Raw genomic sequence first — 26,563 nt, forward strand, 5'->3', positions numbered from 1 at the left:
GTCCGTCGAATCCGCTGGATCCGTGTCCGAGAAAGAGCCCGTATGCCCCGGCTGAGTGTCATCGTCCCCGTCCGTCGTGCCCGAGGCCAGCTGCGCGAGTGCCTGGAGTCGGTGCTCACCCAGTCGTTCACGGACTTCGAGGTGATCGGGGTCGACGACGGGGCGCCGGACGGTTCGGGGCTGCTGTTCGACGAGTTCGCCACCCGGGACTGCCGGGTGCAGGCCATCCATCTGCCGCCGGGGGCCGGTGCGGACGGGCGGCGCAATGCCGGGGCCGAGCGGGCCCTCGGGGACTACCTCCTCTTCCTGGAGGGCGACTTCGTCCACCTGCCGGGCGCCCTCCAGGCCGTCGCCGACCATCTGGACGCGACCGGTGACCCCGAGCTGCTGCTGTTCGGCCACCACCGGCGGCCCTTCCGCGGCCGCCCCCGGCCGACCCGTTCGCTGGAGCTGCTCGGCGGGCTGCCCGAGGGCCGGCTCACCCTCGCCGAGCACCCCGTGCTGCTGGACATCGCGCCGGTCTCCTGGAACCGCGCCGTGCGCCGCACCCTCCACGAGGGCGAGAAGCTGAGCTTCGGTCCCGGGCAGCACGGGGAGCGGATGTACGCGTTCCAGACCCTCGCCGCCGCCGAGTCCGTCGCCGTGCTCGCCACGCCCTGCGTCGAGCACCGGGTCCGGCGCCGGCTGCCCGGGGCCGACGCGGCGGAACCGGCGGACGGCTCGGCACCGCACCAGCTCGTGGAGGCGTACGCATCCCTGATGGAGTTCGTACGGGACCGGCCGCCACTGGCTCCCGTACGGACCCTGCTCTTCGAGCGGGCGGTCCAGGAACTCCTTGCCGGATACCCGTCGGTGACCCGGCGGCGCCGGCGCTACGTACGCTCCGTGGCGGCGTTCCACCGTGCGCACCGGCCCGAGGAGCACCGCTTCCCGGGCGGCGCCCAGGGGCTTCGGCCCCGGCTGATGGGCGGCGGCCGGTACGCCGCGCTCGGTGCGCTCGACACGGTGCTGGCCCTGCGCCGGAACCTCCGGGCGGCACCCGACGCGGTCCGGGCGCGGGCCCGGCGCAGCCTCCCCGGGCGCTACTACTGGTGGCAGCGCAGGCTCCCGCTGGACGGCGGGCTCGCCGTCTACGCGGCGTACTGGAACCGCGGGTTGAGCTGCAATCCGGAGGCGATCTTCCGCAAGGCCCAGGAGCTGGCCCCGCAGGTGCGCGGGGTGTGGGTGGTGTCGCGGAACCAGGTGGGCTCGGTGCCCGAGGGCGTCGACCACGTGGTGCCGGGGACCCGCCGCTACTGGCAGGTGCTGGCGCGGGCCACGTACTTCTTCAACAACGTCAACTTCCCCGACCACCTGGTCAAGCGCCCCGGCCAGGTCCATGTGATGACGCATCACGGCACCCCGCTGAAGATCATGGGGCTCGATCAGCAGAACTACCCGGCGGCGGCCCAGGGGCTGAACTTCGACCGGCTGCTCCAGCGCGTGGACCGGTGGGACTGGAGCGTCTCCGCCAATCCGCACTCCACCGAGGTGTGGGCCCGCGCCTATCCGAACGCGGCGCGGTCCCTCGAATCGGGCTATCCGCGCAATGACGTCCTCGCGACGACTCCGGGCGAACGGATCGCGGCGATCCGCCGGGACCTCGGTGTCCGACCCGGACAGCGCGCCATCCTGTACGCGCCGACGCATCGCGACTACGAGACGGCGTTCACCAGCCGGCTCGATCTGGCCCGGTTCTGCGAGGCGCTGGGCCCGGAGTCGGTGGTGCTGGTCCGCGCCCATTACTTCTACGAGGGTGCCGGGCTGCCGGACCACCCCTCGCTCATCGATGTCTGCGAGCATCCGCGGATCGAGGAGCTGTGCCTGGCGGCGGACGCGCTGGTGACGGACTACTCGTCGGTGATGTTCGACTACGCCCATCTGGACCGTCCGATCGTGGTGCACGCCCCCGACTGGGAGACGTACCGCACGGTCCGGGGAGTCTGTTTCGATCTGCTGTCCGGTGCGCCCGGCGACACCCCCGGGGCGATCTCCACGACCACGGACGGGCTGGCCCGGATCTTCCTCGACGGCAGCTGGCGGAGCCCGGAGAACGAGGCGCTGCGGGCCGCGTTCCGGTCCCGGTTCTGTCCGTACGGCGACGGGCTGGCCGCGGAGCGGGTGGTGCGGCAGGTGCTGCTGGGGGAGCCGGTCGTCGGACGGGCCTGAGGGGGCAGCCCGTCCGACGGCGGCGCCTCAGAGCCTGTCGGGTGACCTTCGACCGGCTCTCAGCCCTGCCGGCCCGCCATCACCGTGACGAGGCCGATGACCACGAGCAGCGAGCCGCCCCAGGTCCACATCGAGGTCCGCTCGTGCAGCACGGTCGCCCCGGCCAGCACGATCAGCAGATACCCGAGGGCGTTGAACGGATAGGCGATGGACAGCGGCACCTTGGCCAGGGTCGCCATCCAGGCGAGGGCGGACACCGCGAAGACCAACAGGCCCAGGACGACCCAGGGGCTGGTCGCGGCACGCAGGGCGATGGATCCGCCGCCGTGTCCCGCGGCGGCCGCGGCGCTCTTCATCCCGTGCTTGAGCATGATCTGGCCGCCCGCCGACGAGAACACGGCGAACAGCAGCAGCATCAGACTGGGGAGGGTCAAGACCTTGCTCCTGACTGCGGCGGCCGGGGATTCCGACTCCGGGGTGGGGGTGGGACGGGGGACGGCGGCCTCAGACGCCGACCCGGTCGGCAGGGGCGTACTGTCGGTTGAGGATGTCCTGTACATCGACGTGCTCTCCAGCGATGATCGTCTCGGCCGCATGCGGGGTGAGCAGTGCGACGTGCTGATAGCCGAACAGCGTCGGCCGGATCCGGGTGAGCAGTTTCGACACTCCGCCCAGGACCGCGGGGAGCGGTCCGCCGCCGAGCAGCGCCCAGAACGGGGCCCCGGTCGACGCGATGTCGAGGACGTCGTAGCCCGCGTCCCTGACCGTGCGGCGCAGGCTGGCCCGGGTGAAGAAGCGCAGATGCGTTTCGTCGAGAATGCCGCGCCGGTCGTAGCCGAAGACTCCGAGCGCGACCCGCAGCCGTGAGTACCAGTGGCTGAAGTTCGGCACGGAGAGCAGCACATGGCCGCCGGGCCGCAGCACCTCGGCGACCTCGGCGAGTACCCGCTCGGGGCGGGAGAGGTGCTCGATGACGTCGCCGGCGACCACGTAGTCGTAATCGGCGCCGATCTCGACCGGCAGCCCCTCCTCCAGGTTGGCGAGGTGGAAGCGGGTGCACTTCTCGCGTACGCCGGGGACCTCGATGTAGTCCACGCCCGTCACCTCGTGGCCGAGGGCTTCGAGGCGCTGGGCGAACAGACCGCCGGAGCAGCCGAGGTCGAGGACCCGGCCGGGCGGGAGGCTGCGCATCTTCTCCAGGATGACGGCGTGCGAGGAGCCGTCGCCCTCCTTGAACGCGTACTCGACGGGCTTGGGGATCCAGCCGCAGGTGCCGAATCCCTTGACGGCGAGCCGGTATTCGAGGACGTCCTTGACGACGTCCTTCGCGTACTTCATGCCGTTGACGTAGCAGATCTCGTCGCCGTAGTACGTGGGGACGGGGATCTCCTTGATCCGCATCCCCTCGTTGAGCAACTGGACGATGATCTGGGTGTCGAAGTCGAACGCGTCGGTGTTCCGGTGGATCGGCAGCTTCTTGAGTGCCGCGACGCTGTAGGCGCGGTATCCGGAGTGGAATTCGGTGAGCTGCGAGCCGAGAAGGGTGTTCTCCAGGCGGGTGAGAATGCGGTTGCCGAGCCATTTGTACATCGGCATGCCGCCCTTGAGCGCGGATCCGGATTTCATCATCCGCGACCCGAAGACGGCCTCGCATTCGCCGCGTTCGATCGGCGCGACCATGTCGGGCAGGAATTCCGGGGCGTACTGTCCGTCGCCGTGCAGCAGCACGATGATGTCCAGTCCGTGTTCGGCGGCCAGCGCGTATCCGGCCTTCTGGTTTCCGCCGTATCCGAGGTTCTTGGTGTGCCGCATCACCACGGTCCGCGGCATTCCCTCCGTTTGCGACCAGCGGCAGCCCGCGGTGAAGGTCGCGTCATGGCTCGCGTCGTCGAGAATGAGGACTTCGGCGACCTTGGACCGGAAGCCCTCCGGAATGCGGTCGAGGGTCCTCTCCAGCGTCGTCTCGGCGTTGTACGCGACCACCAGGATGCCGATCCTGGGGCTCGGGCTTTCCTTCACGGGGCGTTCTCCAGTTGCGCTCGGTGCTTGGTGCTCGGTGCTCGGTGCTCGGTGCTCGGGGGCGGTCAGTTGACGGCGGAACCGGTGGGCTGAGAGGTGCGGGGCGCCATGAGCGGGGTCCCCTCGACGGGGGGCTGTCCGGGCGGGTCCGACCGGGTGGCGAGGATCTTGCGGATTCCGTCGGCGAGACCCACGGCGAGAACCACCCAGCCGGCCTCGCCGAGGTGCAGCACCGTTTCGCTCCAGCGCACGGCGGAGCGTCCCTGGTAGCCGAGGACCGCCACCAGGCCGAGCAGGCAGCTGTACGCGGCGCCCTCCCAGAACCCGACGACGAACAGCCCGGCGGCGGCCCAGGTCAGGTACTGCAGCGCGGACGCGGTGGAGAGCAGCAGCAGGAGGCTCATCGTGACGGCGACGACGACGGGCAGCTGCGCGGGCCGCAGCCAGGCGAGCCAGACCCCGGCCGCCACGCAGGCCAGTACGAAGAAGAAGTGGCCGTCGCCCTCGATGTAGGTGATGAAGGACTGCGGCAGGCCGAACATGTCGGCGAAGCGGACGAGCCCCCAGAGCCGGTAGCCGCCGCCCGCGTACTCCAGGACGTTCTCCTTGAGGTTCTCCGGCACGGCCACCAGGACCGGCCCCCAGACGAGGGCGACCAGGGCGGCGAACCCGGCGGAGAAGCGGACGAACGCCGGCCGGCCCGCCCGCAGCGCGACGAGGAACAGTGCCGGGATCACCACCACGGGGATGAACTTGATGCTGATCGAGAGCGCGGCGGCCACCCCGGCGGCCAGCGGCGCCTTCCGGTCGACGAGCAGATGGGCGGCGGCCAGGGCGAAGGTGATGGCGACCGCGTCGGTGTTGCCGTGATAGCCGGAGGTGGCGATCAGCACGGGGCTGACGGCCACGCCCGCACCGCAGGCGACGGCGGCACCGAGGGAAGCGCGCCGGCGCACGATCTCGAACACGATGAGCGCGCAGAAGAAGTCGGCGATCGAGGCGGGCGATCTGATCAGCGTTCCGAACGGGATGCCGAGTTCGGAGAGTTCATTGAGGCCGAGAAGCATCCAGCCGGCCAGTGGCGGGTGGTTGTAGACGGGCAGTCCCGGCAGCGGCTGTTCGTAAATCCGAATGGGCCCGTAACGCACGATCGCCTTTGCGAAACCATGAAAGATTCGCACGTCGGCCGGGCCCGGCATATTCGCCGCGATCAGCATTCGGGTGAGAAGACCCGCGGCCGCGGCAATGAGCACCGCCGCCCTTGCGCGTGGCACGTCCCAGGTTTCGCATCGCATTCGGATACCCATGAAAGCAGAACGTAGCAACCAGAAGACGCTGAGCAACGCAACGATGACCGCACTTGTATGGACCATTACTTGAATGCGCTGCATATTCGCGCAAACATTCGCACCCTTGAATCACTCGAACGGTCCAGGGAGGGCGCGGTGACTCCGGTCCCTTCGCCCGGCCGGGGCGGCACCGGCCGGGCGGCACGGATTACAGCATTCGGTCGACCACGCCCGCCGCCGCGTGCCCGTCGTCCAGGTCGCAGAAGTCCCGGCGGAATGCCTTGTACGCCTGCGCGTGTCCCGCGGTGGCCCGCTCCGGGTCGCGCAGCGCCTCGACGAGTCCGGTGGAACCGGGGATCAGCGGGCCGGGGGCGCGGGTCTCGAAGTCGAAGCAGAAGCCGCGCAGGGTGTCGCGGTAGTGCGCCAGGTCGTGGGTGTGGAAGAGCATCGGGCGGCCGGTCTGGGCGAAGTCGAACATCAGCGAGGAGTAGTCGGTGACCAGGGCGTCGCTGATCAGCATCAGTTCGCCGACGTCCCCGTAGCGCGAGACGTCCCGGACGAAGCCGCTGCCGCTGTCCGGGAGACGGTCGGTCACCAGGTAGTGGCGGCGCACCAACAGGACGGTGTCCGGGCCGAGTTCACGTTCGGCGGCGGCCAGGTCGAGTTGCAGGCCGAGGGCGTAGCGGCCACCGCCGCGCGGCTGGTCCTCGCGCCAGGTCGGCGCGTACAGCACGATCCGCCTGCCCTCGGGGACGGCGAGCCGCTCCCGTACCGCTGCGGCGACCTTGGCCCGGTCCGGGGCGTGGAACAGGTCGTTGCGCGGGTAGCCGCACTCCAGGACCTCGCCCCGGTAGCCGAACGAGCGCCTCAGGACGGGGGTGGAGAAGCTGTTCGGGGAGACCAGGAAGCTCCACTGGCGGGCGCGCTGCTCGATGGTGGCGATGTAGGAGGCGTTGGCCCGCGCGGTACCCGCGAGGTCGAGACCGATGCGCTTGAGCGGGGTGCCGTGCCAGGTCTGGACGACGCACTGGCCCTCGCGCCGCTCGAACCACTCCGGGAGCTGGGTGTTGGTGACGACGTACCGGCTGCGGGCCAGCGCCTCGTGCCAGGCGGCGGAGCCGTGCTCGACGGCCGTGGCGCCCGCCGGGATCCGGGCCTGCTGGTCGCGCACCACCCACAGATGCTCCAGCTCGGCGCCCCGCCGGACCACCTCCTCGTGGATCGCGCGCGGCGAGTCGGAGTACTGGCGGCCGTCGAAGCTGCTGTACAGCACCGTGTCGCGCAGCGGTGCGGTGCGCCGGGTCCGGTACCCGTCGCGCAGCAGCCGCTTGCCGCGCGGGCCGCGTTCCCCGGCGGTGAGCACCGACGCGCAGTTGATCAGCAACTGGTCGTGGAAGCGCCGCTCGACGATGTACGTCCGGCCGGCGAGAGTGCGGGCGGCGGGCAGGGTGCGGTGGAGGGCGGCCGGGATGCGCAGCGGGGCGTCGTCCGTCTCGTCCCGGGCGCCCTGCTCGCGGAGGAAGAGGTACCAGTTCCCCTGGCCCAGCGGCAGTTTCCCGCCGGGTCCCTCGACGGCGTCCGGCCGGAGCGCGGCCCTGAACCGCCGGGCGTCGGCGGCCCCGGAGAGGGTGAGGGGGAGGACGGCCTCCTCGCCGTGTCCGCTGTGCCTGGCCACCAGCTCGACGGGCCGTTCCGGGAGGCCGGGGAAGCCGCCCTCCAGGAGGAGCTGTCCGTCCTCCGTCCAGGTCGCCAGGCCGACGGCGGGCTGTACCGTGCGGTCGCTGATCAGCAGATTGCCGCGGGAGCTGGTGGTGAGACCGAGTTCGCGCCGTTCGTCGCCGCTCCCGGCCAGCGGGTAGCGGCCCGGCAGCACCGGCCCCGGCACGTCGACCGGCGTCCGGCGCCCGTCCGGTCCGACGAGGTGCAGGCTGTACGGGACCTGGGCGCGCCCCGCCCCCCGTGCCGTGTCCGGCCGGGCTTCGGCGAAGGCGCCAAGCGGGACGTCCGCGGTGAACCGCCGCCATCCCGCCGCCGAGGGCACGGCCCCCTCGTGCACCGTCACCGGACAGTCGAAGGAGGTGCCGGAGGGACGGTGGGTGAGCGCGAGGCGCAGCGGCCCCTTGCCGAGGCGGTCGCGGATCATCCCGTCGATGACCACGGCGGCGGACCCGTCGCCGGTGTCGCCCGCGCGGTGCGTCTCGAAGCGGGCGTCGATCCGCTCGGCGTGCAGCACCAGCTTGCCGCCGTCGAAGGCGGGCACGATCCGGTGATCGCCGTCGGGGCGGTGCACGGGCGGCGGAGCGGCCGCCTCGTCCGTGGAGAGCTCGGAGCGGCGCAGCATGCCATGTCCGGCGATGCCGATCTCCGGGCGCCAGGTGAGCCGTTCGAGGCTGCCGCCCGCACCGATGCGGAGCCTGGCCGGGTCGACGACGGTCTCGAAGCCCGACCGGTCGTAGTCGTGCAGGCTCTGCCGGGACCGGGCGGTGGCCTCCGGCTCGTCGACCGTACGCAGCCGCAGCGGCACCACGTGCCGACGCCCGGCCCGCAGCCAGCCGGCCCGGAACTCGGCGGCGCGCGAGCCGGCGGGCAGGTTGCGGATGTACGCGTACCCCTTGAGGTGCAGCTTGCCGCCCTGCCAGTAGGCGTCCCGCAGCCGGGCGGTGAGCGGCAGGTCCCGGTCGCTCACCCGCAGCACCGGGCGCGGCACCGGCCGGGTGACGGCCGGGAAGGAGGCGCTGCGGCGGCGCACGCCCCGTACCGCGAACGCGCCCGGCTCGGCCTTGTCGAAGGCGATCAGGTCCAGCAGTTCGTCGGTCCGCCGTTCGCGCACGAGATGCCACATCAGCCGCAGCCGCAGCGGCAGCGCGTCGAGGACGGCCGGGTCGACCTGGTCGGTGAACTCGTTGGCGTACGTGGCGAAGGCGCGCCGGTACTCCTCGTCGCCGTCGGGCAGCGCCTCCATGAAGTACCAGAGGTCGTTGGCGAGCACATGCGACTCGTACCGACGTTTGTCGTCGGCGCTGCGGTGCTCGTCGAGGAAGGCGGAGACGCCCAGCACGTGCGAGACCCGGTCCTGGACGCCGCGGACGACGGCGCGGCGGGTGGTGATCGAGCCCGGCCGGTCGCGCCAGTGGTAGACGGCGTCCTTCAGCACGTCGACGGAGCGGGCCAGGAAGTGGGCGGGCAGGACGACCGGGATGTCCTCGTAGAGGGCGCCGACCGGGAAGGCGAAGGCGTGCTCGTCCCAGAAGGACCGGCGGAAGACCTTGTTGCAGGCGATCCGGTCGGCGGCCAGGTCCCAGTCCCGGGAGATGTGGGTGCGCAGCCGGGTGGTCGCCATGGGCTTGCGGAAGTTGGGCGACTGCTGGAGCCGGCCGCCGGTCCGCAGCCGCAGCACATTGCCGGACGCGAGGTCCGAGCCGGTCTCGTCCAGGGCGCCGGCGAGGAGTTCGTACGCGCGGGGCGGGAGCACGTCGTCGCTGTCGACGAAGGCGAGATGACGGGCGCCCGGGTCGCAGTTGCGGACCCCGGTGTTGCGGGCGTGGCCGAGCCCGCCGTTCTCCTGGCTCACCAGCCGGAACCTGCTGTCCTGTTCGACGAACTCGGCGGCCAGGGCCGCGCTGTCGTCGGTGGACCCGTCGTCGACCATCACCACCTCCAGGTCGGCCATGGTCTGCTCCGCGAGGGACTTCAGGCAGTCCGTCAGGTAGAGCTCGACGTTGTGGACGGGTACGACGACACTGAGCCGTGGCGACATGTTGAGCACGTCCGTTCATCGGGGCCTGGTTGGCCGTATGGCTCAACCCCGTGACGGGCCGGGGGTCACCGGTCGCGGTCTCTCCCGAACGGGTGACATCGACTGCGCCCCGGTTGCCGGCCGGCCCCGCTCCGCGTCGCCCGAGAACTCCGTCCCGATCGGGATCTCCGTCTCGCCCAGGAACAGCCGGCGCACCACGCGCTCGGCCGCGTGCCCGTCGTCGTACGGGCAGAAGCGCTCCCGGAACGCCGCCCGCAGCCGGGCCGTCCGCGCCGAGCGCCACTCGCCGGTCCTGAACAGCTCCAGCAGCTCGTCCTCGGTGGTGGCGACGGCGCCCGGGGTGTCGCCGGGGCGTCCCGAGAGCAGGTCGAAGTAGGTGCCGCGCGAGGCCCGGTAGGCGGCCCAGTCCGGGGCGTGGCTGATGATCGGACGGTCCAGGCAGGCGTAGTCGAACATCAGCGACGAGTAGTCGGTGATCAACGCGTCGGAGACCAGGCAGAGTTCCTCGACGGAGGGATGTTCCGTCACGTCCACCACCCGGGCTCCGGCCGGCCGGGCCGAGCCGCCGTAGAAGTAGTGCGCGCGGACCAGCACCACGTACTGCGGGCCGAGTTCGCGGGCCAGGCGTTCCAGGTGGAGCTGGGGGACGAAGCCCTTGCGGTAGTCGCGGTGGGTGGGCGCGTACAGAAGCACGGTCCGGTCGGGGTCGAGGGAGAGTTCCCGCCGGATCGCGGCGGTCCGCTCGGGGGTGGCGGTGAAGAAGATGTCGTTGCGCGGGTAGCCGAGGTTCAGATGCTCGTACCCGGAGGGGTAGACCCGGTCCCAGATCTCGGTGGTGTGGGGGTTGGCGGAGAGGGAGAAGTCCCATTGGTCGGCATGGGCGACGATCTTCTCGAAGCTGATGCCGTTGGTGAGGGCCGGGTAGCCGCGCTGGTCCAGGCCCATGGTCTTCAGCGGGGTGCCGTGGTGGGTCTGGAGGTAGCACTGGCCGGGGCGCTTGGTGAAGCCGCCGGGGAAGCTGGAGTTGTTGATCAGGTACGTGGCGGTGGCCATGACCCGCCAGTAGGCGAGGGACCCCTCGATGACGTACGGGGTGCCGGACGGCAGGCGGTCGCGGTGCCGGGAGGAGACGGCCCAGACGCCCTGGACGTGCGGGGCGAGTTCGAGGGCCTTGGCGTGGATCGCGGCCGGGTTGCAGGCGACCCCGCGGTTCCAGTAGGCGCCGTACACCGCGAGGTTCGGGTCCAGCGGGCGCAGCAGGTCGGTGCGGTAGACGGCGCGGGTGAGGCCGGCCCGGAGCGTTCTCCTGCCGCGGACCAGGGCGGCCCGGGTGCGGGTGCGGCCGGTCCCGGCGGCCTCCCGGACGCGATGGGCGGTGTAGCTGCCGGGGAGTTCGGCGGCGCGGTGGAAGGCGGCGCGGTCGCCGGGGGCGATCCGGCCGGGGTCGTCGAGGACGGCGAGCAGATGGCGGGTGCGCGCCGCCCGGATCCGGGGGTCGTCGCCGGTCTCGGCGAGCAGCCGCCGGTACGCGTCCAGGATCGCGAAGTGGTGGCGGCCCGGCGTGGTGGCGGGGGTGCCGGAGCGGCGGACCCGGTGGCGGACGCAGACCCGGTCGAGGGTGTCGAGCGTGCCGGCGTCGGCGGCGAGGAGGGTGGCCCGGTGGACGGGGAGCACGTCCGCGTAGGGGCCGTCGGTGAAGCGGAGCCCCTGCCGGCTCCAGAAGGCGCGGCGGAAGAGCCGCGGGACGGCGGTGGAGAGGCCGTCGGCCGCGGGGCCGGACCCCGCAGGCTGCGGGGCCGAGACCTCGCCCCACCAGTCGACGCGGTCGTGTCCGAGCAGGAGGACGTCCGGATCGCTCGTGGTCAGCCGGCCGGAGATCGCCGCCAGCGTGCCCGGTCGCAGCAGGTCGTCGCCGTCGAGGAAGAGCAGATACCGTCCGCGCGCCGCGGCCGCTCCGGCGTTGCGGGCCGGGCCCGCGCCGAGGTGCTCGGGAAGGGTGATCACCTTGACCCGGGGGTCGCGCCGCGCGAACTCGGCCGCGATCCGCGCGCTGCCGTCCCGGGACCCGTCGTCCACGACGAGCAGCTCCGGCTCACCGGGAACCTGGTCGAGCACGGACTCGACGGTCGCCCGGAGGTAGCCCTGAACCCGGTGGACGGGCACGACGACACTGAGAAGCATGGCAGCCGAGGGTAATCGCGCCGTCACCGTGCGCCGAACCGGTGTTCACCCGTTCGGGGCAGTCCCGGTGACCCGGGGCGTCCGCCCCGGTTGACCGGGCATGAAGCCGCGCCTCAGTGTCGTCGTCCCGGTCCACAACGTCGAGGACTATCTGGAGGACTGCCTGCGCTCGGTGGCCGGGCAGTCGGTCACCGACATCGAGGTGGTCCTCGTGGACGACGGCTCGACGGACGGCAGTACGGCCATCGCCGAGGACTTCGCCGCCCGCGACCGCCGCTTCCGCTTCGTGCGCCGCCCCAACGGGGGGCTGAGCGCGGCCCGCAACACGGGGGTGCGGCACACCAGGCCGGACGTGCCGTACCTGGCGTTCGTCGACAGCGACGACATCGTCGTCCACGACGCCTACGCGCGGATGCTGGCCTCGCTGGAGTCGACCGGCTCCGACCTCGCGACCGGCAATGTGTGGCGGCTGAACGAGCAGGGTCGCCAGCAGGCCTGGCAGTACCGGTGGCTGACCGGCACCCGGGCGCGCACCCACATCAGCCGCGATCCGCGGCTGCTCGCCGACCGGGTCGCCTGGAACAAGGTGTTCCGGCGCTCCTTCTGGGACCGGCACGCCTTCACCTTCCCGGAGGGGAAGCTCTACGAGGACACCCCGGTGATGATCCCGGCGCACTACCTCGCCGGCTCGGTGGACGTGCTGCACGAGCACGTCTACTACTGGCGGGTGCGGGAGGGTTCGATCACCCGGCGTCGTACGGACGTGACCGGCGTACGGGACCGGATCGCGGCGTGCGAGCAGGTCAGCGCGTTCCTGGCGGGCCGGGGCGGAGTGGCGAACGGCGGTGCGCGGCGCCGCTACGACCTCTCGTGCCTGCGCGACGACTTCGTGTACTTCCTGGAGGGGCTCGCCCTGGGCGGGCCCGGGTACCGGGAGGCGTTCATGGCGGACGCCGGGGCGTTCCTGGACCGGATGGAGCGGATGGACGGGGCGGGCCGCGCGGACCGGGCCGTGGCCCACGAGCTGCCGGCGGAGCTGCGGATCAAGTGGCGGCTGGTGAAGGAACGCCGGCTTCCGGAGCTGCTGGAGGTGCTCGCCTTCGAACGGGCCAACGGCGCCGGGACGTTCATGGTCGGCGGCGTGCCGGGGCGGCGGCAGGCCGGTTTCCCCGGCATCCCGGACACCACCCGCCTGGCCCGTGCCGATCTCCCGGCCGTGGCACGGCTGCTGGAGGCGCGGTGGAGCGACGACGGGAAGCTGCGGCTGCGCGGTTACGCGTACATCCGCAATCTGCCGGCCGCGACGCCGCGCCACTCGCTGAAGGTGGGCATGGTGCGGGCGGCCGGCGGACAGCAGCTGCGGACGGTGCCGGTACGCGGCGTGCCCGCGCCCGAGGCGACCGTCGACTCCGGCCAGCAGGTGCACGGTTACGACCATTCCGGCTTCGAGATGACCCTCGACCCGCGCCGACTGCGGCCCGGCGGCTGGCTGGTGGGCATGATGGTGGCCGCCCAGGGCACGGTCCGCCGGGTGGCGGTGCGCGCCGTGGAGGCGGGGGCCGTCCAGCCGCTCGTCCACGACCTGGGCGACGGACGGCGGGCGGTGCTCGACTACCGGGGCGGGCGGCTCCGGCTGACCCTGGTGCAGCTGCCCGCCCGTTGCGAGACCCATCGCTTCGGCGAGGACCTGGAGCTGACCGGCAGGCTGTACGGGGGTGCCCGGCCGAAGGCCCTGGTGCTGACCTGCGAAGGGGTGGTGGACCAGGAGTTCGGCCATCCCGTCGAGTGCCGGCCGGACGGCCGCTTCACGGTACGGATCCCGCTCGCCGATCTCGCCGGGATGGCGGCCGCGCCACCGGCGCCGCACCGGGCGCCGCGCGAGGTCGAGCCGGAGCCCGGCGGGCGATGGCGGGCGCGGCTGGTCATGGCCGACGGATCCCGGGTACCGCTCGCGGCGGCCGGGGAGTCGGCTCCGCCGGTCGTGGCCGATGCGGCGGGCGAGCTGGTGCTGGACCTGAGCGGGCAGCCGTTCGTGGACGGGGCCGTGTGGACGCCGGACGGTGCGCTGCGGGTGGAGGGGGTGACCGGCGCCGGTACGGGCGTACGGCAGGACAAGGGCCCGGACCGCCTCGTCCTGCGGCACGAGGCGCTGCGCGAGACGGTGTCGGTGCCCGTCACCCACGACGAGCGGCGCGCGGGGGGAGCGCGCGGCGAGGCACGCGAAGGGGGCGGCGGGGGGTGCCGCTTCTCCGCGTTCCTGGCGCCCTCGGTGGCGGCCGGGCTGCACGAGGGCCGCTGGGAGGCCTATCTGGGCGGCCGGCCGGTCCGGGTGCTGACCTCGCTCGCCGCCCGGCTGCCGCTTCGCCGGAGCGTCCCGGTCGCCGCGGCCCCCGTGCCCGGCCGGGAGTTCGCCCTGGACCGCCGGTCCGGCGACCGGCTGACCGTACTGGCCGGACCGGTGCTCGCACTCGCCGAACGCGGCGCGTACCGCCGGGCCGAACTGCGCGCCAGGTACTATCCGGCCCGGCGCGCGATGCCGCTGCGGGACGCGGTCCTCTACACGGGCGGCGACTCGCCGCGCGCCGTCCACGCCGAACTCCTGTGCCGGGGGGTGGAGTCGGAGCATCTCTGGGTCACCGACGGAGTCCACGGACACGTCCCGCCCACCGCCGTCCCGGTCGTCGAGCACAGCGCCGCCTGGCACGAGGCGCTGGCGCGGTCCCGCCGCATCGTCACCGCCGAGCAGCTGCCCGAGTGGTTCGAGCGCCGCCCCGGCCAGACCGTCGTGCAGACCTGGCACGGCACCCCGCTCGGCCGCTTCGGCACGGACCTGGACGGCACCCTGTACGCCGACCACCAGCAGCTCGCCACGCTGGCGCACCGCTCGGCCCAGTGGTCCGTCCTGGTCTCCCCCAGCAGCCACTCCACCCCGCTGCTGCGGCGCGCGCTCGGGTACCGGGGCGAGGTCCTGGAGGCGGGCTCCCCCGCCAACGATCTGCTCTTCTCGGCCGACCGCGCCAAGACCGCGGAGCGGGTACGGCACAGGCTCGGCATCCCGGACGGCCGCCGGGTCGTGCTGTACGCGCCGACCTACCGCGACCAGCTGGCCCATCCCTGCGGCACCGACGAGCGGCCCCGCTACCGCTGGGACCCCGCGCTGGACCCGGCCGCACTGGCGCGGTCCATCGGTGACGTCCACACGGTGCTGGTGCGCCGCCATCCCCGGGTGACCGGGAGCGTGCCGCAGCGGCCGGGCGTACGCGACGTGTCGGCGCACCCGGACACCGCGGAGCTGCTGCTGATCGCCGATGTGCTGGTCACGGACTACGCGGGCCTGATGTTCGACTTCGCGCACACGGGCCGCCCGATGCTCTTCCACACCTACGACCTGGAGCACTACCGCGACACGGTGCGCGGTTTCTGCCTGGACTTCGAGACCCGGGCGCCGGGCCCGCTGCTCGCCGACGCGGACGAGATCGCGGTGTACCTGCGGGACACGGGCACCCTGGACGCCTCGTCGGCCCGGCACGCGGCGGCGTACGAGAGCTTCCGCCGGGACTTCTGCGACCTGGACGACGGCGGGGCGGCCGCCCGGGTCGCGGACCGGCTGCTGGCCGAAGGCTGAAGGCTGTCCCTCAGGCCGCTTCGAGGGCGGCGACCGCGGAGGTCGCCAGGTCGTCGAGGTAGCCCTTGGGCAGCGGGGCGCGGACGACGGCGAGCCGCCAGTAGAGCGGGCCGACGATCAGGTCCAGCGCCCGGTCCGGGTCGCTGCCCTCGGGCAGCTCGCCGCGGGCCACGGCGTCCCGTACGACCACGGCGGCGATGCCCTGCTGCGGGTCCAGCAGGGCGGCCTTGATCGTGTCGGAGATCTCCGGATTGCGGGCCGCCTCGACCAAGAGGTCCGGGATGACCTGCGAGGCGACGGGGTGGCGCAGGGCGTAGGAGGCGAGTTCGAGCACGGCCCGGACGTCCCCGTACAGCGAACCGGTGGCCGGAGCCGGCATGCCCTGGACCGCGACGGCGGACACCAGGTCGAGGACCAGGGCCAGCTTGGACTTCCAGCGGCGGTACACGGCGGTCTTGCCGACGCCCGCACGCCGCGCGATCCCCTCCATCGACATCCGGGCGAAGCCCACCGCGGCCAGCTCCTCGAAGACGGCGCCGCGAATCGCATCGGTGACGTCCTCGCGCAGCACGGCGGCTCCGGCGGGGACACGGCGGCGGGTTCCCGGGTCGGTGGTCATGGCCGAATCATAGTCCGTAACGACGAAACGGTTGCGTTGCGACGTGAATGCGTCCTACCCTCGGCGTTGCGACGATACGGTCCCGTTCCGTCGGTCTTCGCATTCCTGCCCTCCCGTCGAAAGCGATCGTGGTGAGCCAGACAGCAACCCCAGCGGCCCCGGCCGACACCCCTGCCGGTGCGCCCTTCCCGGTGTACGCACCGGGCGAGCTCGCCGCGCTCGCCGCCCGGCACGGACTGACGATGAGCGGGGCCCGGCCCTCGCTGGTGGCGTACATCCGGCAGCTGTGGGGACGCCGGCACTTCATCACGGCGTTCGCCACCGCCAAGCTGACCGCCCAGTACAGCCAGGCGAAGCTCGGCCAGATCTGGCAGATCATGACGCCGCTGCTGAACGCGACGGTCTACTACTTCATCTTCGGCGTCCTGATGAACACCAAGCGCAACGTCGAGGACTTCGTGCCGTTCCTCGTCACCGGCGTCTTCATCTGGACCTTCACCAGCAGCTCGATCACCGCGGGCACCCGTGCGATCAGCGGCAATCTGGGGCTCGTCCGGGCGCTGCACTTCCCGCGCGCCTCGCTGCCGATCGCCCTGGCCCTGCAACAGCTCCAGCAGCTGCTGTTCTCGCTGGGCGCGCTGGTGCTGATCCTGGTGGGGTTCGGGCAGTTCCCCAAGCCGTCCTGGCTGCTGGCCGTCCCGGCGCTGCTCCTGCAGGCCGTGTTCAACACCGGTGTCTCCATGGTGGTGGCGCGGCTGGCCGCCCGGACGCCGGACATCGCCCAGCTGATGCCGTTCATCCTGCGCACCTGGATGTACGCGTCCGGGGTCATGTGGAGCGTGGACACGATGCTCAAGGGCGACCGGGTTCCGCACTACGTGATGGTGATGCTGGAGTGCAATCCGGCCGCCGTCTTCATCGATCTGATGCGGTTCGCGCTCATCGACAGCTTCGGCGCGTCCCACCTCCCGCCGCATGTGTGGGCGATCGCCGCGGGCTGGGCGCTGGTGTGCGGGGTCGGCGGATTCGTGTACTTCTGGCAGGCGGAGGAGCGGTACGGACGTGGCTGACGACATGGCTGACAACAACGAGCGGGTACCGACCGTCGTCGTGGACGATGTCCACATCACGTACAAGGTCAACGGCGCCCGCACCGGAAAGGGCAGCGCCACCTCGGCGCTGAGCCGGCTCGTCTCGCGCCGGCAGGCCCCCGGGGTGCGCGAGGTGCACGCCGTGAAGGGGGTGAGCTTCGCGGCGTACAAGGGCGAGGCCATCGGCCTGATCGGCTCCAACGGCTCGGGGAAGTCGACCCTGCTCAAGGCCATCGCCGGTCTGCTGCCCGCCACGAAGGGCCGGGTGCACACCCAGGGCCAGCCCTCGCTGCTCGGGGTGAACGCCGCGCTGATGAGCGATCTGACCGGCGAGCGCAACGTGGTGCTCGGCGGCCTCGCGATGGGCATGACGCGCGCCCAGATCCGCGAGCGCTACGAGGGGATCGTCGACTTCTCCGGCATCAACGAGAAGGGCGACTTCATCACCCTGCCGATGCGCACGTACTCCTCCGGCATGGGCGCCCGGCTGCGCTTCTCGATCGCGGCCGCCAAGAGCCACGACGTCCTCCTGATCGACGAGGCGCTGTCCACCGGCGACGCCAGGTTCCAGCGGCGCAGCAAGGAACGGATCATCGAGCTGCGCAAGGAGGCCGGCACGGTCTTCCTGGTCAGCCACAGCAACAAGTCGATCACCGAGACCTGCGACCGGGCGATCTGGCTGGAGGCGGGAACACTGCGGATGGACGGTCCGGCGGACGAGGTCGTGGCGGCGTACGAGAAGTTCACCTCCGGCAAGAAGTAGGGCGCGGCGGCGTACGAGAAGTTCACCTCCGGCAAGAAGCGGGAGATCTCCGGCTACGCCCTGCGGGCCCGGGTGGGCGAGGGCGGGATGGGCACCGTCTATCTCTCGCACACCCGGGGCGGCTGGCCCGTGGCTCTGAAGGTGATCCGCCGGAGCGCCGCACCGCCGGCCTCAGCCGCGCCCATGTCGAGCTGCGGGTGACCGGCGGCATCGTCCACGTACGCGACCACAGCACCTACGGCACCCGGTGGCGCCCGACGGCCGGGACATCGGGTCCGGGCCCGTGGAAGAAGCTCGGCGCGGCCGAGCGGCAGTACCACGGCGGGGACGAAATCGAACTGGTCGAGGGCGTGGTCCTGGCCCGCAGCGGCCGCCGCTTCCCGACCGAACTGGCCCAGGAATGGCAGCGCCGCCAACCGCCCCCGCCGGACGCGGCGGGCGAAACCCGCATGTACTGACGCCGGGGGCCGCGCACCTTGCGGCAACGGGGCCGCGCATCTTGCGGCAACAGGAAGGGGAGGCGGCCACCGGAAGACCCGGCGACCGCCTCCCCTCCCGACCGGCTAGGCGTGCGTACGGAGCAGCGTGCGCATCGTCCGCATCGCGACCGACAGATTCGCCAGGTCGAAGGCGTCCGACCCCCGGATCTCCTCAAGGGTGGAGCGGGACCGCGTCAGGATCGCCGCGTTCTTCTCCTCCCACGCCTCGAACCGCTCCTGCGGCGCCGAGGTCCCGTTGCCCGCCGACAGCACATCCGCGGTGAGTGCGGCGTGCGCGGCGTACAGGTCCTCGCGGATGGAGGCGCGGGCCATGGACTGCCAGCGGTCGGCCCGCGGCAGCTCGATGATCCGGTCCATCAGCTGGGTGATGCCCAGCCGGTCCGCGAGGTCGTAGTACACCTCGGCGACGGAGAGCGGGTCCTTGCCCGTGCGCTCCGCGATCGCCACGATGTCCAGCGCCGGGAAGGCGGAGGAGAATCCGGCGACCCGCTGGGCGAGCTCGCCCGGGACGCCCGCCTCGGTGAGCTCGTCCAGGATCGACTGGTACCACTCCAGGTCGGCGCCCATCAGCATCTTGGGCAGCTCGGCCCAGACCTGGTCGACGCCCGCCTTGAAGAAGTCGATCGTCCCGGCGATCTCCAGCGGCTGCGGCCGGTTGCCGAGCAGCCAGCGCGAACCGCGCTCGACGAGCCGGCGCGAGTGCAGCCGGATCCGGGTCTGCACATCGGCGGCGACCTGGTTGTCGAGCGCCTCGACGGCGTCCCACACCTGGCCGAGGCCGAAGATCTCGCGGGCCGCGAACTGCGCCCGCACGATCTCCTCGATCGAGGCACCGGTCTCTTCCCGCAGCCGGTGCAGGAAGGTCGAACCACCGCTGTTCACGGTGTCGTTGACCAGGACCGTGGTGATGATCTCGCGCCGCAGCGCGTGTCCGTCGACCGCCTCGGGGAACTGCTCGCGCAGTTGCTGCGGGAAGTAGGCGTGCAGCAGCTTCTGCAGGTGCTCGTCGTCCGGCAGGCTGGTCCGGATCAGCTCCCGGGCCGCGGTGATCTTCGTGTACGCGAGCAGCACGGCCAGCTCGGGCTGGCTGAGCCCCTTGCCGCCGTTGAGCAGCTCACGGATCTGGCGGTCGTTGGGCAGGAACTCCAGCCCGCGGTCGAGGTCCCCGTCACGGCCCAGCCGGCGCATGAAGCGCTGGTGGGCGTGGAGCAGCGAGGAAGACTGGGACGTGGCGTTGGCGAGTGCGACGTTCTGCGCGTAGTTGTTGCGCAGGACGAGACGGCCGATCTCGTCGGTCATCTCGGCGAGCAGCTTGTTGCGCTGCTTGACGGTCATGTCGCCGTCCCGGACCAGGCCGTTGAGCAGGATCTTGATGTTCACCTCGTGGTCGGAGGTGTCCACACCGGCGCTGTTGTCGATCGCGTCGGTGTTGATCCGGCCGCCGCCCCGGGCGAACTCGATCCGGCCGAGCTGGGTGGCGCCGAGGTTGCCGCCCTCGCCGACGACCTTGGCCCGCAGGTCCTCGCCGTTGACGCGGATCGCGTCGTTGGCCTTGTCGCCGACGTCCGCGTTCGACTCGGCGGAGGACTTGATGTACGTACCGATGCCGCCGTTCCACAGCAGGTCCACGGGGGCCTTGAGGATGGTCTGCATCAGCTCGGCGGGCGTCATCTTGGTGACACCCGGCTCGATGCCGAGCGCCTCGCGGACGTGCGCGTTGATCGGGATGGACTTGGCGCTGCGCGAATGGATGCCGCCGCCTGCGGAGAGCAGGCCCTTGTTGTAGTCGGCCCAGGAGCTGCGCGGCAGGTCGAACAGGCGGCGCCGCTCGGCGTACGAGGTGGCGGCGTCCGGGGTCGGGTCGATGAAGATGTGCCGGTGGTCGAAGGCCGCGACGAGCCGGATGTGCTCGGAGAGCAGCATGCCGTTGCCGAACACGTCACCGGACATGTCACCGACGCCGACGACGGTGAAGTCCTCGGTCTGGGTGTCGTGGCCCAGCTCGCGGAAGTGCCGCTTGACGGACTCCCAGGCGCCGCGGGCGGTGATGCCCATGCCCTTGTGGTCGTAGCCCGCGGAGCCGCCGGAGGCGAAGGCGTCGCCGAGCCAGAAGCCGTACGAGACAGCGACCTCGTTGGCGATGTCGGAGAAGCTCGCGGTGCCCTTGTCGGCGGCGACGACCAGGTAGGTGTCGTCCTCGTCGTGCCGGACGACGTCCTTGGGCGGCACGACCTCGCCGGCCACCATGTTGTCGGTGATGTCGAGCAGCGCCGAGATGAAGGTGCGGTACGAGGCGATGCCCTCGGCCATCCAGGCGTCACGGTCGACGGCCGGGTCCGGGAGCTGCTTGGCGACGAATCCGCCCTTGGCGCCGACCGGCACGATGACGGTGTTCTTCACCATCTGCGCCTTGACCAGGCCGAGGATCTCCGTACGGAAGTCCTCGCGCCGGTCCGACCAGCGCAGACCGCCTCGGGCGACCTTGCCGAAGCGCAGGTGCACGCCCTCGACGCGCGGCGAGTAGACCCAGATCTCGAAGGCCGGGCGGGGCGCCGGCAGATCCGGGATGGACTGCGGGTCGAACTTCATCGAGACGTACGAATGCGGCTTGCCGCTGTTCGCCCGCTGCCCCCTCTTGTCGCTTCCCTCGCTTGCGCTCTGGAAGAAGTTGGTGCGCAGGGTGGCCTTGATGACGGTGAGGAAGGACCGCAGGATGCGGTCCTCGTCGAGCGAGGCGACCTGGTCCAGGGCCCCGTCCAGCTCTTCGAGGAGGCCGTCGGTCAGCTCGGTGCCGGCGTTCTGCCGCTCCGGGGACATCCGGGCCTCGAAGAGCGAGACCAGCAGCCGGGTGGTGTGGACGTTGTTGCGGAGCGTGCTCTCCATGTAGTCCTGGCTGAACGTCGACCCGGCCTGGCGCAGGTACTTCGCGTACGCGCGCAGCACCATCGCCTGGCGCCAGCTCAGACCGGCGCCCAGCACCAGCGAGTTGAAGCCGTCGTTCTCGGCCTCACCGGTCCACACGGCGGCGAAGGCGTCCTGGAAGCGGTCGCGGGCGTCGTCGGCGAGATAGTTGCCGTTGCCGTTGGTCTGCGGCATCCGGAGCCCGAAGTCGTAGATCCAGGCGTGCGTACGGTCCGCGCAGCGCAGCTCGTACGGACGCTCGTCGACGACCTCGACGCCGAGCCGCTGGAGGGCCGGGAGCACGGCGGAGAGGGAGACCTGCTCACCGGTCCGGTAGATCTTGAAGCGGCGCTCGCCGGGGGCGGCGCCGACCGGCTCGTACAGGCTGAGGGCGAAGTCGGTCTCGTCCTGCTTGAGCGCTTCGAGATGGACCAGGTCGGCCACGGCGGAGCGCGGCGTGTGGTCGGCCTTGTAGCCCTCGGGGAACGAGTGGCCGTACTGGCGCAGCAGCTCGGCGGCGCGCTCCTCGCCGCACTCGGCGCCCAGCGCCTCCTGGAAGCCGTCGGCCCAGGAGCGGGCGGCCTCGACGAGCCGGGCCTCGATGCGGTCGGCCTCGGCGTCGGTGAGGTCGGGCAGCTCGGTGCCGGGCGCGACGCGGACGACGAAGTGCAGCCGGGAGAGGATCGACTCGGTGTTCCAGGCGGTGAAGTCGACGCTGGTGCCGCCCAGTTCCTCCTTGAGGATGTCGATCAGGCGGAGTCGCACACCGGTGGTGTAGCGGTCGCGCGGCAGGTAGACGATCGCGGAGTAGTAGCGCCCGTACTCGTCCTGGCGCAGGTAGAGCCGCAGCCGGCGGCGCTCCTGGAGGTACAGCACGGAGGTGACGACGGAGCGCAGCTGGTCGACGGGCGTCTGGAAGAGCTCGTCGCGCGGGTACGTCTCCAGGATCTGCACCAGGTCGCGGCCGTCGTGGCTGTTGGGCGAGAAGCCCGCGCCCTCCAGCACCTCGGCGACCTTGCGGCGGATGACCGGCACCCGGCGCACGGACTCGGTGTAGGCGGCGGAGGAGAACAGTCCGAGGAAACGGCGCTCACCGATGACGTTGCCGTCCGCGTCGAACTTCTTCACGCCGACGTAGTCGAGGTAGCTGGGGCGGTGGACGGTCGACCGGCTGTTGGCCTTGGTGAGGACGAGGAGCTTGCGCTCACGGGCCTTGGCCCGTGCGTCGGCGGGCAGCCGGTCGAAGGACGGGCTGACGGGGTGCGTCTCGTCGACGCTGTGGTGCGGGTCGGAGCGCAGGATGCCGAGGCCGGTGCCGGGGACGGCGGCCAGCGAGTCGGTGTCCTTCAGCTCGTACTCGCGGTAGCCGAGGAAGGTGAAGTGATCGGCGGCGAGCCAGCGCAGCAGCTCCCTGGCCTCGTTCACCTCTTCGTCGGCGAGGTCGTCGAGCGGCTCACCGGGCAGGTCGTCGGCGATGCGCAGCGCGGCGTCACGCATCTTGTCCCAGTCCTCGACGGTCTCCCGTACGTCGGACAGCACGCGCAGCAGGTCGGCGGCGATCTGCTGAAGGTCGGCGCGGTCGGTCTCGCGGTCGATCTCGACGTGGATCCAGGACTCGACGAGCGCGTCGTGCGGCAGTTCGTTCTTCGCGTCCCTGGCGCCCGCGCCGCCCTTGCGGCCCTGCAAGCCCGCCGCGATGCCGTTGCCCTCGGAGAGGACCTCGATGAGCTCGCCGGTGACGTCGCGGCGTACGACGACCTGCGGGTGGATCACGACGTGGATGCCGCGCCCCTGCCGGGAGAGCTCATTGGTGACGGAGTCGACCAGGAACGGCATGTCGTCGGTGACGACCTCGACGACCGTGTGGCTGCACGTCCAGCCGTTCTCCTCGACGGTCGGGGTGTGCACCCGGACGTTCGCCGTGCCCTGCGGGCGCGTCTCGGCGAGGCGGTAGTGGGAGGAGGCGGCACCGAAGACGTCCACGGGGTCGCGGCCCGCGATGTCCTCCGGAGCGGTGTGCAGGTAGTAGCGCTGGAGGTAGGAGAGGAGCACGTCCTGTCCGGGACGCTCCTGCTCGGCCCCGGCGGCCGCAACACGCACCCGGGAGGTACCTCCCGGGCCACCGACACCACCGCCCGGGCTGTTGTCAGCTACCTTGGCGGCCCGTGCGAGCAGCTCGGCCTTGGCTTCGTCCAGCTTGGTCTGCATGTCCTCTGGCTCCTGTCACGCGCCGTTGCGAGACGTAGGTGAAAAAGACGACGTACCGCCACGACACGGGGTTTCCGGTCTGAGTCGACGCTATGCCGCTATGAGAGACGCCCGGGACCATATTGGCCATTTTTGGCAGTCGGACCGGGCTGTGGGAATCAGCGACGGCCCGGGTGCTGTGGCACTCCGGGCGCAGGCCGGGGGCTTCGCTGCCCCCGAGGCGTATCGCGCTGATCACGGGGTCCAGGCTATATCGCCCCACCCCGTGACCGTCACGAGCCGTTTGTGTAAAAAGATGGACCCGAACTTTGACACTCTGGACAGCGCGCGGGTCCGTGTTGCCGCACTCTGGTAGTCGGAACAGGCCGACGAACCGTGGGAGCCCCGCCATGGCACCGAAGATCCTGATCGTCACCGGCGACGCCGCCGAGTCCCTGGAAGTCCTCTATCCGTACCAGCGGCTGCGCGAGGAGGGTTACGACGTCCACATCGCGGCCCCCGCCCGCAAGACGCTCCGCTTCGTGGTCCACGACTTCGAGCCCGGCTTCGACACGTACACCGAGAAGCCCGGCTACACCTGGCCCGCCGACCTGGCCTTCTCCGAGGTCGACGCCGGGGACTACGTGGCGCTGGTCGTCCCGGGAGGCCGGGCGCCCGAGTACCTGCGCAACGACGCCGAGCTGCGCAAGATCCTCAAGGCCTTCTTCGACTCGGACCGGCCGGTGGCCCAGATCTGCCACGGCCCGCTGATGACGGCCGCGGTCGGCGCGCTGGCCGGCCGGCATGTCACCGCCTACCCCGCGCTGGAGCTCGACATGCAGACGGCGGGCGCCACCTTCGAGGACCACGAGGCGGTGGTCGACGGCACTCTGGTCTCGTCCCGGGCGTGGCCGGACCACTCGGCGTGGATGCGCGAATTCCTGAAGATCCTCCGCACAAAGGCCCCGGTCACCACCTGACCCGTCCGGCCGCCTCGCTCGCCCTCTTCACCCTCCACCCCCGGTTCGATGGCTGCCACCCGATCACCGCTATCGGATCGCCACCTCGGATCACCACTATCGGATCGCTGCCACCGGATCGCTGCTATCCGGCCATCTGCTCGGCGAGCTGCGCGGCCTCGGCCAGGCTGTCCACCACCGGCACCCCGGCCGCCTCCAGACTGGCCCTGCTGTGCGATCCGCCGGTGTAGAGCACGGCCTTCGCACCGACATGGGCCGCGGCCACGGCGTCGTCCACCGCATCGCCGATGACCACCGTGTGCTCGGCGGATATCCCGTCCAGGGCGGCGATGTGCCGCTCCATGTGCCGGGCCTTGCTGCCGCCGGAAGGCCCGGTACGCCCGTCGACCCGCACGAAGCGCCGCTCGATGCCGTACCCCCGCACCACGGGGACCAGCTGGTCGTGCCCGTACATGCTCAGGAGCGACTGGCTGCGCCCGGCCAGCTGCCACTGCGTGAGAAGCTCCTCGGCACCTTCGGTGAGCCCGCAGGCGGCCCGCTGCTCGGTGTAGTACCGGTGGAAGATCCCGTCCATCCGCTCCCACTCGGCCTCCGTGGGCAGCCTGCCCATCAGCCGTTCGTAGAAGCGGGGGATCGGGATGCAGTACATCTCGCGGTACTGCTCAAGCGTGATCGGCTTCAGGCCGACCTCGCCGAACGCGGCGTTCGTCGCGCCGACGACCGCGTCGTTGTCGTCGAGCAGTGTGCCGTTCCAGTCCCAGACCAGATGAGTGCGGTGCTTCCCATGCGTCCCCATGCATAGAAAGTACCCGCCGCCTCCGACACCCGTTCGAAGCCGGCCCCGTCCGCTCCCGGTCCGCTCCGGCCTCTCCCCTTCAGCCGATCAGGTTCGGAATTTCCTGGATGCCGAACCACAGCAGCTCGTGGTCCTCGGCACCATCCACGGTGAACCGCGCGTCGTCGTCACCGAGGTCCGCCGCCCCCAGCGCCGCGGCCGCCGCCGTGACGTCCTTCTCCGCGTCGTCCGCGTCGACATGCACCGCGGCGGCCTTGGCGAGCGCCACGGGGGAAGCGATCCGCACCTCGCCGAGCGAGGACGGGTCGAAGCTGTGGTCCGGGTCGGCGACGGCCGCGCCGTCCGGCACCTCGACGGCCACGACGACGCGCCTGCGCACCGCGTCGGGGTTCTGCGCGATCATGCGCAGCGAGGCGGAGGCGGCCCGGTTGAGCGCCGCGTACTCCAGTTCCTCGATGTCGTCCGAGACGTACCACTCACGCAGCGCGGGGGTCACCGCGTACGCGGTGAGCGGGCCGGGGCCGATTTCGCCCGCCCGGTGCGCCGCTGCGAGACCGGACAGGGTCAGGGGGACGTACACGCGCATGGCCGGGTCGCTTTCGTAGTCGGAAACGCCCTCAGGATACGTGCGACGTCCCCCTTTGGGGTCACGTGCACCGATACCCCGCCGTCCACCCGGCAACCGACCCTCACCCTCCCTGCGCCCGTCTCACGCCCCGCCCGGCAGCGGGCGCATCACCCGGATAGGTGATTCCTCCCGATCGCTCCCGGCACCCCGCCGCCGCTTGCGGCCGCCGCGACCGTCGCCGTAGAAGGTCCCCAGCAGAAGTTACCGCCCGGTATTCGGCCGGGCCTCTGAAGCACGGGGGCGATGATCGATGAGCACGAACAGGACCCGGCCCACTGGACGACGCGACCAGCACAGGCCCGAAGCCGTACCACCGCAGCGCGCCCGGACTCCCCGGCGCGTCCGCCCGCACCACTGGTTCGCCGAGCGCCTCCTGGCGGTCCTCAGCGGCCAGCGCCCGGTGCACTGGATGCTCGGACACACCATCGGCGAGGCCTACGACCAGCTGGCCGAACTGGCCCCGCGCACCCCCCTCAGGGCCCGCGGCGCCCGCCCCGTCATCCGCATGTGCCACGGCACCCAACCGGCTCCCGGGGTGGTGGAGGCCTGCGCAAGCATCGCGGCGGGCGAACAGGTACGGGCAATGGCCTTCCGCCTGGAACAGGGCACCGACCTCCGCTGGCGCTGCTCAGCGGTGGAACTCGGCGACGAACACCTACAAACAGCCCCAACCCGCTAGCGCGCCCGCCCGGGAAACGGAGTGCCGCGGCGTCCGGCATGCGGTCCGGCATGCGAGCGTGCGTGCCGGACGCCGCGGCGCAGGCAGAACTTGCGGAACGCAGAACTTACGGAACAGGCCGGGGCAGGGCCGGGGCAGGATCGGGGGCAGCACGAAACGGAACCGAAGCTGCGGCGAGCTCGTCAAGAGCGGACCCGCCCCCGGACCCCGTTCCAGCCTCTTCCAGCCCGATGGCGCTCAAGCAACGAAGCCAACGGGACCCCCGAGCCACATTCCTCTCCCCAGCCCTCTTTCCACTCCCCCTACCCAGCCACACCGGCTCTCCCCCTCCTGCCCCCGT

The 26,563-nt window shown here is 71.5% G+C and carries 16 protein-coding genes; 7 read left to right on the forward strand and 9 right to left on the reverse strand.

Annotated elements, in window-relative coordinates:
* Nucleotides 1-42 precede the first annotated feature (42 nt).
* A complete protein-coding gene (locus tag ACFVX4_RS04990) occupies nt 43-2,208 on the forward strand; it encodes a CDP-glycerol glycerophosphotransferase family protein (protein ID WP_389971972.1) in 2,166 nt (721 codons plus the stop codon).
* A gap of 59 nt (nt 2,209-2,267) precedes the next feature.
* Here the strand turns inward: ACFVX4_RS04990 and ACFVX4_RS04995 are convergent, their stop codons facing one another.
* The 5 genes from ACFVX4_RS04995 to ACFVX4_RS05015 all read right to left on the reverse strand — a co-directional run bounded on the left by ACFVX4_RS04995 (nt 2,268) and on the right by ACFVX4_RS05015 (nt 11,454).
* Nucleotides 2,268-2,642 (reverse strand): hypothetical protein, encoded by a 375-nt coding sequence (locus tag ACFVX4_RS04995; protein ID WP_389971974.1) that lies wholly within the window; start codon nt 2,640-2,642, stop codon nt 2,268-2,270.
* A 70-nt stretch (nt 2,643-2,712) separates the two neighbouring features.
* Nucleotides 2,713-4,227 carry a methyltransferase domain-containing protein gene (locus ACFVX4_RS05000; protein WP_389971976.1) on the reverse strand — a complete coding sequence of 505 codons (1,515 nt, stop codon included), beginning with the start codon at nt 4,225-4,227 and terminating at the stop codon, nt 2,713-2,715.
* A 65-nt stretch (nt 4,228-4,292) separates the two neighbouring features.
* Complete coding sequence (locus ACFVX4_RS05005) at nt 4,293-5,375, reverse strand: glycosyltransferase 87 family protein (RefSeq protein ID WP_389971978.1); 1,083 nt, start codon at nt 5,373-5,375, stop codon at nt 4,293-4,295.
* A gap of 349 nt (nt 5,376-5,724) precedes the next feature.
* On the reverse strand, nt 5,725-9,273 hold the full coding sequence (locus ACFVX4_RS05010; protein WP_389971980.1) for a CDP-glycerol glycerophosphotransferase family protein: 3,549 nt from the start codon (nt 9,271-9,273) through the stop codon (nt 5,725-5,727).
* A gap of 42 nt (nt 9,274-9,315) precedes the next feature.
* Complete coding sequence (locus ACFVX4_RS05015; RefSeq protein WP_389971982.1) at nt 9,316-11,454, reverse strand: CDP-glycerol glycerophosphotransferase family protein; 2,139 nt, start codon at nt 11,452-11,454, stop codon at nt 9,316-9,318.
* A gap of 100 nt (nt 11,455-11,554) precedes the next feature.
* Here ACFVX4_RS05015 and ACFVX4_RS05020 point away from each other — a divergent pair, with 100 nt between their 5' ends.
* Nucleotides 11,555-15,079 carry a CDP-glycerol glycerophosphotransferase family protein gene (locus ACFVX4_RS05020; RefSeq protein WP_389971984.1) on the forward strand — a complete coding sequence of 1,175 codons (3,525 nt, stop codon included), beginning with the start codon at nt 11,555-11,557 and terminating at the stop codon, nt 15,077-15,079.
* 10 nt (nt 15,080-15,089) lie between these two features.
* Here ACFVX4_RS05020 and ACFVX4_RS05025 read toward each other — a convergent pair whose 3' ends face one another.
* Nucleotides 15,090-15,698: a TetR/AcrR family transcriptional regulator gene (locus ACFVX4_RS05025; RefSeq protein WP_389971986.1), complete on the reverse strand. Its 609-nt coding sequence runs from the start codon at nt 15,696-15,698 to the stop codon at nt 15,090-15,092.
* A gap of 128 nt (nt 15,699-15,826) precedes the next feature.
* On the opposite strand from ACFVX4_RS05025, the gene ACFVX4_RS05030 reads away from it, so the two are divergent.
* From ACFVX4_RS05030 to ACFVX4_RS05040, 3 genes are all read left to right on the forward strand, one after another.
* Nucleotides 15,827-16,768, forward strand: coding sequence for an ABC transporter permease (locus ACFVX4_RS05030; protein WP_266418525.1), 942 nt, complete (start codon nt 15,827-15,829; stop codon nt 16,766-16,768).
* A 4-nt stretch (nt 16,769-16,772) separates the two neighbouring features.
* Nucleotides 16,773-17,552 carry an ABC transporter ATP-binding protein gene (locus ACFVX4_RS05035; RefSeq protein ID WP_389972118.1) on the forward strand — a complete coding sequence of 260 codons (780 nt, stop codon included), beginning with the start codon at nt 16,773-16,775 and terminating at the stop codon, nt 17,550-17,552.
* A 197-nt stretch (nt 17,553-17,749) separates the two neighbouring features.
* Nucleotides 17,750-18,010: a hypothetical protein gene (locus ACFVX4_RS05040; protein WP_389971988.1), complete on the forward strand. Its 261-nt coding sequence runs from the start codon at nt 17,750-17,752 to the stop codon at nt 18,008-18,010.
* A gap of 105 nt (nt 18,011-18,115) precedes the next feature.
* On the opposite strand, the gene ACFVX4_RS05045 is transcribed toward ACFVX4_RS05040, so the two are convergent.
* Nucleotides 18,116-23,161, reverse strand: coding sequence for an NAD-glutamate dehydrogenase (locus ACFVX4_RS05045; RefSeq protein WP_389971990.1), 5,046 nt, complete (start codon nt 23,159-23,161; stop codon nt 18,116-18,118).
* 389 nt (nt 23,162-23,550) lie between these two features.
* Between ACFVX4_RS05045 and ACFVX4_RS05050 the strand changes: the two genes are divergently transcribed.
* Nucleotides 23,551-24,120 carry a DJ-1/PfpI family protein gene (locus ACFVX4_RS05050; RefSeq protein ID WP_266418515.1) on the forward strand — a complete coding sequence of 190 codons (570 nt, stop codon included), beginning with the start codon at nt 23,551-23,553 and terminating at the stop codon, nt 24,118-24,120.
* Between the two features lie 124 nt (nt 24,121-24,244).
* Here the strand turns inward: ACFVX4_RS05050 and ACFVX4_RS05055 are convergent, their stop codons facing one another.
* Both ACFVX4_RS05055 and ACFVX4_RS05060 read right to left on the reverse strand, forming a co-directional pair.
* The gene (locus ACFVX4_RS05055; RefSeq protein WP_389971993.1) at nt 24,245-24,916 is read right to left on the reverse strand and encodes an HAD family hydrolase; all 672 of its coding nucleotides are present in this window, start codon (nt 24,914-24,916) and stop codon (nt 24,245-24,247) included.
* 79 nt (nt 24,917-24,995) lie between these two features.
* Nucleotides 24,996-25,502, reverse strand: coding sequence for a DUF6912 family protein (locus ACFVX4_RS05060; protein WP_389971995.1), 507 nt, complete (start codon nt 25,500-25,502; stop codon nt 24,996-24,998).
* Nucleotides 25,503-25,794: 292 nt separating this feature from the next.
* Between ACFVX4_RS05060 and ACFVX4_RS05065 the strand changes: the two genes are divergently transcribed.
* Nucleotides 25,795-26,223 carry an Rv3235 family protein gene (locus ACFVX4_RS05065; protein WP_389971997.1) on the forward strand — a complete coding sequence of 143 codons (429 nt, stop codon included), beginning with the start codon at nt 25,795-25,797 and terminating at the stop codon, nt 26,221-26,223.
* Nucleotides 26,224-26,563: the final 340 nt, after the last annotated feature.

Source organism: Streptomyces sp. NPDC058240, from assembly GCF_042882135.1.
GTDB lineage: Bacteria > Actinomycetota > Actinomycetes > Streptomycetales > Streptomycetaceae > Streptomyces.

Coding starts and splice junctions, on each gene's coding strand:
- ACFVX4_RS05055 (WP_389971993.1), bottom strand. CDS start 24,916: ATGGGGACGCATGGGAAGCACCGCACTCATCTGGTCTGGGACTGGAAC.
- ACFVX4_RS05015 (WP_389971982.1), bottom strand. CDS start 11,454: ATGCTTCTCAGTGTCGTCGTGCCCGTCCACCGGGTTCAGGGCTACCTC.
- ACFVX4_RS05065 (WP_389971997.1), top strand. CDS start 25,795: ATGAGCACGAACAGGACCCGGCCCACTGGACGACGCGACCAGCACAGG.
- ACFVX4_RS05020 (WP_389971984.1), top strand. CDS start 11,555: ATGAAGCCGCGCCTCAGTGTCGTCGTCCCGGTCCACAACGTCGAGGAC.
- ACFVX4_RS05045 (WP_389971990.1), bottom strand. CDS start 23,161: ATGCAGACCAAGCTGGACGAAGCCAAGGCCGAGCTGCTCGCACGGGCC.
- ACFVX4_RS05010 (WP_389971980.1), bottom strand. CDS start 9,273: ATGTCGCCACGGCTCAGTGTCGTCGTACCCGTCCACAACGTCGAGCTC.
- ACFVX4_RS05050 (WP_266418515.1), top strand. CDS start 23,551: ATGGCACCGAAGATCCTGATCGTCACCGGCGACGCCGCCGAGTCCCTG.
- ACFVX4_RS04990 (WP_389971972.1), top strand. CDS start 43: ATGCCCCGGCTGAGTGTCATCGTCCCCGTCCGTCGTGCCCGAGGCCAG.
- ACFVX4_RS05060 (WP_389971995.1), bottom strand. CDS start 25,502: ATGCGCGTGTACGTCCCCCTGACCCTGTCCGGTCTCGCAGCGGCGCAC.
- ACFVX4_RS05025 (WP_389971986.1), bottom strand. CDS start 15,698: ATGACCACCGACCCGGGAACCCGCCGCCGTGTCCCCGCCGGAGCCGCC.
- ACFVX4_RS05035 (WP_389972118.1), top strand. CDS start 16,773: ATGGCTGACAACAACGAGCGGGTACCGACCGTCGTCGTGGACGATGTC.